The organism is Corallococcus exercitus (genome assembly GCF_003611585.1).
Classification (GTDB): domain Bacteria; phylum Myxococcota; class Myxococcia; order Myxococcales; family Myxococcaceae; genus Corallococcus; species Corallococcus exercitus.
Map to the genome: position 1 here is coordinate 1 of NZ_RAVW01000575.1, position 4781 is coordinate 4781.

A 4781-nucleotide genomic window follows, 5' to 3' on the forward strand; every position below is an offset into this window, starting at 1 on the left:
CGCCTGGGCCCCCAGCCGCCCATCCCTGCGAGCATCCTGTTGCTGCATGGCTGGGAGGATCCGACCGCGAAGCCCGACGCGGTGCTGGCCGTCGCCCGGGAGTTGACGGAAGCGGGCGCGGACTGGCAGCTGCAGGCCTACGGCCACGCGATGCACGCCTTCACCTTTCCAGGCGCCAACCGTCCCGAAGCGGGCATCCAGTACCACCCCGTCGCCGCGGGACGCGCGGACGCGGCCCTGCGGACGTTCCTGGAGCAGGTCCTGGGTGAAGCGGCTCCGGCTCCGAGGCAAGCTGGAGGTTCGGAGCTAGGGAACGGATGACGGGTGACCGGCCCGGCGTTCACGCTCCTGAGCCTGGGAGGCCTTCATGACGGTCGACGTGGAGCGGGCGCTGGCGGAGGTGTTGCCGGCGGAGGCGGTCATTACGGATCCGGACGTGCTCGCGGCGCACCGGAACGACCAGGCGGAGTGGGCGCCCTCGGGCATGCCGAGGGTGCTCGTGCGGCCCGCGTCCACCGCCGAGGTCCAGGCCGTGCTCCGCGTGGCCACGGCGCTGCGCGTGCCGGTGGTGCCTCGGGGCGCGGGCTCCGGCCTGTCGGGCGGCGCGAACGCGAGCGAGGGCTGCATCGTCCTGTCGCTCATGCGGATGAGCCGCATCCTGGAGGTGGACCGGCGCGGCATGCTGGCCGTCGTGCAGCCCGGCGCGCTCAACGGCGCAGTGAAGGCCGCCGCCGCGGAACAGGGCCTCTGGTACGCGCCGGATCCCGCGAGCTGGGAGTTCTCCTCCATCGGCGGCAACCTGGCGACCAACGCGGGGGGCCTGTGCTGCGTGAAGTACGGCGTGACGGGCGACGCGGTGCTCGGCCTGGAGGCGGTGCTCGCGGACGGCACCGTGGTGCGCACCGGCGGACGGACGGTGAAGAACGTTGCGGGCTACGACCTGACGCGCCTCTTCGTCGGCTCCGAGGGCACGCTGGGCGTCCTCACCGAGGCCACGCTGCGGCTGCGTCCCCGACCGCCGAAGGCGACGACGCTCGTGGCCGCGTTCCCGACGCTCGTGAGCGCGGGCACCGCGGTCTGCGACATCATGGAGCGCACGCGCCCTTCCCTGCTGGAGCTGATGGACCGCACCACCGTGCGCGCCGTGGAGGACTGGAAGCCCATGGGCCTGGACGTCGAAGCCGCGGCCCTGCTCCTGGCGCGCTCCGACGCGGGAGGCCCCCAGGGCGAAGAGGAGCTGGCCCTGATGGTGGCGGCCTGCGAGCGGGCCGGAGCGACCTCCGTGATGAGCACCGCCGACGAGGCCGAGGGCGAGCTGCTCATGGGAGCACGGCGCTTCGCCTTCCCGGCGCTGGAGCAGCGCGGTGCCACGCTGCTGGACGACGTGGGCGTGCCCGTCGTGCGCATCCCGGAGCTGCTCGCGGAGGTGGAGCGCATCGCGGAGCGGCACGGGGTGCTCATCGGGACGTTCGGCCACGCGGGCGACGGGAACATGCACCCCACCGTGGTCTTCGACCGGAAGGACGCGGCGGCCCTGGCGCGGGCGAAGGAAGCGTTCGACGACATCCTGCGCGCGGCGCTGGACCTGGGAGGCACCATCACCGGAGAGCACGGCGTGGGTTCCCTCAAGCGCGGGTTCCTGGGCGCGCAGCTGGGGCCGGAGACGCTGCGCCTGCACCAGGCGATCAAGAGTGCACTCGACCCGCTGGGCCTGCTGAACCCCGGCAAGCTGCTGTGATTCCAGAGGGTTGGCGGCGGCGCGCGGAAAAATAAATCCGGTGTCGATCCGACGGAGGCGCGTTCGTCGCGTGGATGAAGGCGACGTTCACCTCATCCCCTTTCCTCCGCCAGGAGACGCACCATGGGCACCAAGATCTTCGTCAACCTCCCCGTCGAGTCGCTGGACCGCGCGGTCGGGTTCTTCACGAAGCTGGGCTACACGTTCAACCCCCAGTTCACGGACGCCAACGCCACCTGCATGATCATCAGCGAGGACATCTACGCGATGCTGCTGGTGAAGCCGTTCTTCAAGAGCTTCATCAAGAAGGACATCTCGGACGCGAAGAAGGCCACCGAGGTCATCATCGCGCTGACGGCGGAGAGCCGTGCCGCCGTCGACACGCTGGTGGACAAGGCGCTGGCGGCGGGCGCGAAGGAGACCAAGGAGAAGATGGACCAGGGCTTCATGTACCAGCGCAGCTTCGAGGACCTGGACGGCCATCAGTGGGAGTCCTTCTGGATGGACCCCGCCGCCGTGCAGCCGCAGCAGTGATTCAGAGAGGGCGCTTCATGCCCTCATGGCTCGCCACGAATCCCAGCCGCGCGTAGAAGCGGTGGGCTTCGTGGCGGCGCTTGTCCGTCGTGAGCTGCATCAAGCCGCAGCCCCGGGCCCGGGCGCGCTCCATGGCGTCCACCATCAGCGCCTCACCGATGCGCTGCCCCCGCAGGTCCGCGCGCACGCGCACCGCCTCCACCAGCGCCCGCCGCATCCCGCCCCGGCTCAGGCCCGGGATGTACGTGAGCTGGAGCGTGGCGATGACCTGCCCCTCCTGCTCCCCCACGATGAGCTCGTTGTTCGGGTCGTCGGTGATCTCCTTGAACGCAGCATGAACCGCGGGGACGACCTCCTCCGTGTAGCCGGTGCGCGACTGCGCGATGGCGTCGTCCGCGAGCAGCGTGAGGATGGCGGGCAGGTCCGTGGCCGTGGCGTGGCGGAAAGTGATGGGGGGCATGGTCGAACATCCTAGAGGAGCCGAACCCGCAGGGCCTCGTCTCTCGCTCCGTACGTTTAGAGGGAGAACCTCACGCCCACCCGCTCATGCAGCAGATGAACGTTCGTGCCAAGCAGCCGCACGTAGGTATAGGCCGCTCCCAGGTTGAGCGCGAACCATCGATTGGGGTGCCACTCCACCCCGGCCCAGACCTCCGGGAAAACACCCAGGCGCGACTCGAAGTTGGGATCCGACTCGCCGTCGCCGTCGTCATCGAAGTCGAGGTCGAGCGATTGCACGGTGGTGACGAGAGGGAGCCCCAGAAACTCCCTGCCCGCTCCCGCGGCTCCGAGCTTCAGCCCGCCACCGAAGTACGGAACCCATCGCTGGGCTGCATCGTCGCGCCAGCGGTAGAGCAGCCCAGGGGTGACGCCCACCTCGGAGAAGGTGGAGTCCCCGGAGCCGCCGACCCCCACCTCTAGCGGCAGGCGGAACGCCCACCGGGCACCCAGATCCAATTGGAGCGAGGCTTGGAGGCTGATGCCTACCGCCACTCGGCCGCCTGAGAACGCCTGCATGGGCCCCAGTGCGATGGGCTCCAGGTTGACTCCCGCACCGAAATAGCCCGAGCGCGGCACGTCACCTGCGGTCGCTGTCGATGCGAGGACGACAAGAAGCGGTACGAACGTCATTTCATCTCCAGACTGCGATGATTGGGCACGCGCCACGGATTCGAGCGCACCGGCCTGAGCGACCTGTGCATGCACTGCGCGGCCGCGGGCGATAGCATCAGCACGCACGTCCTCGCTACCATGCTCCGCCGGGCGCTTTCCAGGTCCCCCGGCCGCGAGATGCTTCGCGGACCAGGGGACTCCAGGCTCTTCATTGTCGCGGGGTGAGCTGGAGCGTGGCCACGACCTGGCCGTCCTGTTCACCCACGAGGAGCTCGTTGTTCGGGATGGTGGGCAGGTCCGTGGCTTTGGCGTTGCGGAAGGTGATGGGGGGCATGTGGATGAGCCTATTCCTCGGAGAAGAAATCGGAGTCCACGCGCTTGAGTTCGTAGGAACTCACCGCGTTCACGCCGATGCCGAAATCGAACATCAGCCCCGAGAGCTGGGCACCATCGATGAGGACGATCTTTTTATCGATGCGCGCCACGTACTCACGTGCCTCCTTGGAGAAGGTGGAGGTCGTGATGAAGACGCCTTTGCGAGCGCGCTCGCCTTCCAGCGTCCCCGCGAAGCCCTGGACGTCCGGGCGTCCCACGGTGTTCTGCCAGCGCTTGGCCTGGATGTAGATGACGTCGAGGCCCAAATGATCCTCCTTGATCATCCCGTCCACGCCGCCATCGTGGCTGCGGCCGAGCGCCTTGCCCGCATCCACGAGCGAACCGCCGTACCCCATCTTCACCAGCAGTTCGACGACCAGGCGCTCGAAGAAGCGGGGGCTCGCTTGCAGCGTTGATGCGAGCAACTCCGCTTCGGTCGTCTTGCGGACTTCCTTGTACGCGCGTTCGAGCGCCTCCTCGGGGGTGATGACCGAGGCGTCCTCGATAGACCGGGCGGATTCAGCCCCATTCGCATCGCTGCCTCGCGTGATGAAGTCCTTGAAACCGCTGAACCGCATCAAGGCATTGGCGTCCAGGGTGAGCGGCTTCTCATTGAGTACGGACTGTCCACGCTCGGTGATCTGATACACGCCGCGCCGGACCGAGCGCACCAGCCCTGCCTTGTCCAGGTAGAACTTGGCCCATCCGAGGCGGTTGTCGAAGACGGCCTGTTTGCCACTGGGCAGCAGCTCCGCGCGCTCCGCCTCCGACAGCTTCATCGTCGTGGCGAGAGCCTCGCGCACTTCGCGCACGAGATGTTCCTTTCCATCCGCGAGTCGCTCCAGCAGCGGGAGCATCAGGGCGTTGTAATCCGGTACGGGCATGGCGCCCATACTAGGGGCTGTCCCTGATCTCAGGCCGGAAAATCAACCTGGTGGATCAAACACCGGCATTGGACCCGGCTTCGGAAGGCATCAGGAGGTTGCCAGCCAGCGTCAGGCATGATCAACGCTGGCTGTGC

At 68.0% G+C, this 4781-nt stretch carries 7 protein-coding genes; 3 read left to right on the forward strand and 4 right to left on the reverse strand.

Annotated elements, in window-relative coordinates:
- From D7W79_RS38840 to D7W79_RS38850, 3 genes are all read left to right on the forward strand, one after another.
- Nucleotides 1-321, forward strand: a 321-nt coding sequence (locus D7W79_RS38840; protein ID WP_208729958.1) for a dienelactone hydrolase family protein, incomplete at its 5' end; no start/stop codon positions are given.
- 46 nt (nucleotides 322-367) lie between these two features.
- Nucleotides 368-1738 carry an FAD-binding oxidoreductase gene (locus tag D7W79_RS38845; RefSeq protein ID WP_120530281.1) on the forward strand — a complete coding sequence of 457 codons (1371 nt, stop codon included), beginning with the start codon at nucleotides 368-370 and terminating at the stop codon, nucleotides 1736-1738.
- A gap of 123 nt (nucleotides 1739-1861) precedes the next feature.
- Nucleotides 1862-2272: a VOC family protein gene (locus tag D7W79_RS38850; RefSeq protein WP_120530282.1), complete on the forward strand. Its 411-nt coding sequence runs from the start codon at nucleotides 1862-1864 to the stop codon at nucleotides 2270-2272.
- A gap of 1 nt (nucleotide 2273) precedes the next feature.
- Here D7W79_RS38850 and D7W79_RS38855 read toward each other — a convergent pair whose 3' ends face one another.
- From D7W79_RS38855 to D7W79_RS38875, 4 genes are all read right to left on the reverse strand, one after another.
- On the reverse strand, nucleotides 2274-2732 hold the full coding sequence (locus D7W79_RS38855; RefSeq protein ID WP_120530283.1) for a GNAT family N-acetyltransferase: 459 nt from the start codon (nucleotides 2730-2732) through the stop codon (nucleotides 2274-2276).
- A gap of 56 nt (nucleotides 2733-2788) precedes the next feature.
- Entirely contained in the window at nucleotides 2789-3229 is a 441-nt protein-coding gene (locus D7W79_RS38860) for a hypothetical protein (protein ID WP_208729959.1), read from the reverse strand.
- Between the two features lie 364 nt (nucleotides 3230-3593).
- A complete protein-coding gene (locus tag D7W79_RS45960; RefSeq protein ID WP_272491451.1) occupies nucleotides 3594-3719 on the reverse strand; it encodes a GNAT family N-acetyltransferase in 126 nt (41 codons plus the stop codon).
- A 10-nt stretch (nucleotides 3720-3729) separates the two neighbouring features.
- Nucleotides 3730-4653, reverse strand: coding sequence for a restriction endonuclease (locus tag D7W79_RS38875; protein ID WP_244222215.1), 924 nt, complete (start codon nucleotides 4651-4653; stop codon nucleotides 3730-3732).
- Nucleotides 4654-4781 lie beyond the last annotated feature (128 nt).

Coding starts and splice junctions, on each gene's coding strand:
- D7W79_RS38845 (WP_120530281.1), top strand. CDS start 368: ATGACGGTCGACGTGGAGCGGGCGCTGGCGGAGGTGTTGCCGGCGGAG.
- D7W79_RS38850 (WP_120530282.1), top strand. CDS start 1,862: ATGGGCACCAAGATCTTCGTCAACCTCCCCGTCGAGTCGCTGGACCGC.
- D7W79_RS38855 (WP_120530283.1), bottom strand. CDS start 2,732: ATGCCCCCCATCACTTTCCGCCACGCCACGGCCACGGACCTGCCCGCC.
- D7W79_RS45960 (WP_272491451.1), bottom strand. CDS start 3,719: ATGCCCCCCATCACCTTCCGCAACGCCAAAGCCACGGACCTGCCCACC.
- D7W79_RS38875 (WP_244222215.1), bottom strand. CDS start 4,653: ATGGGCGCCATGCCCGTACCGGATTACAACGCCCTGATGCTCCCGCTG.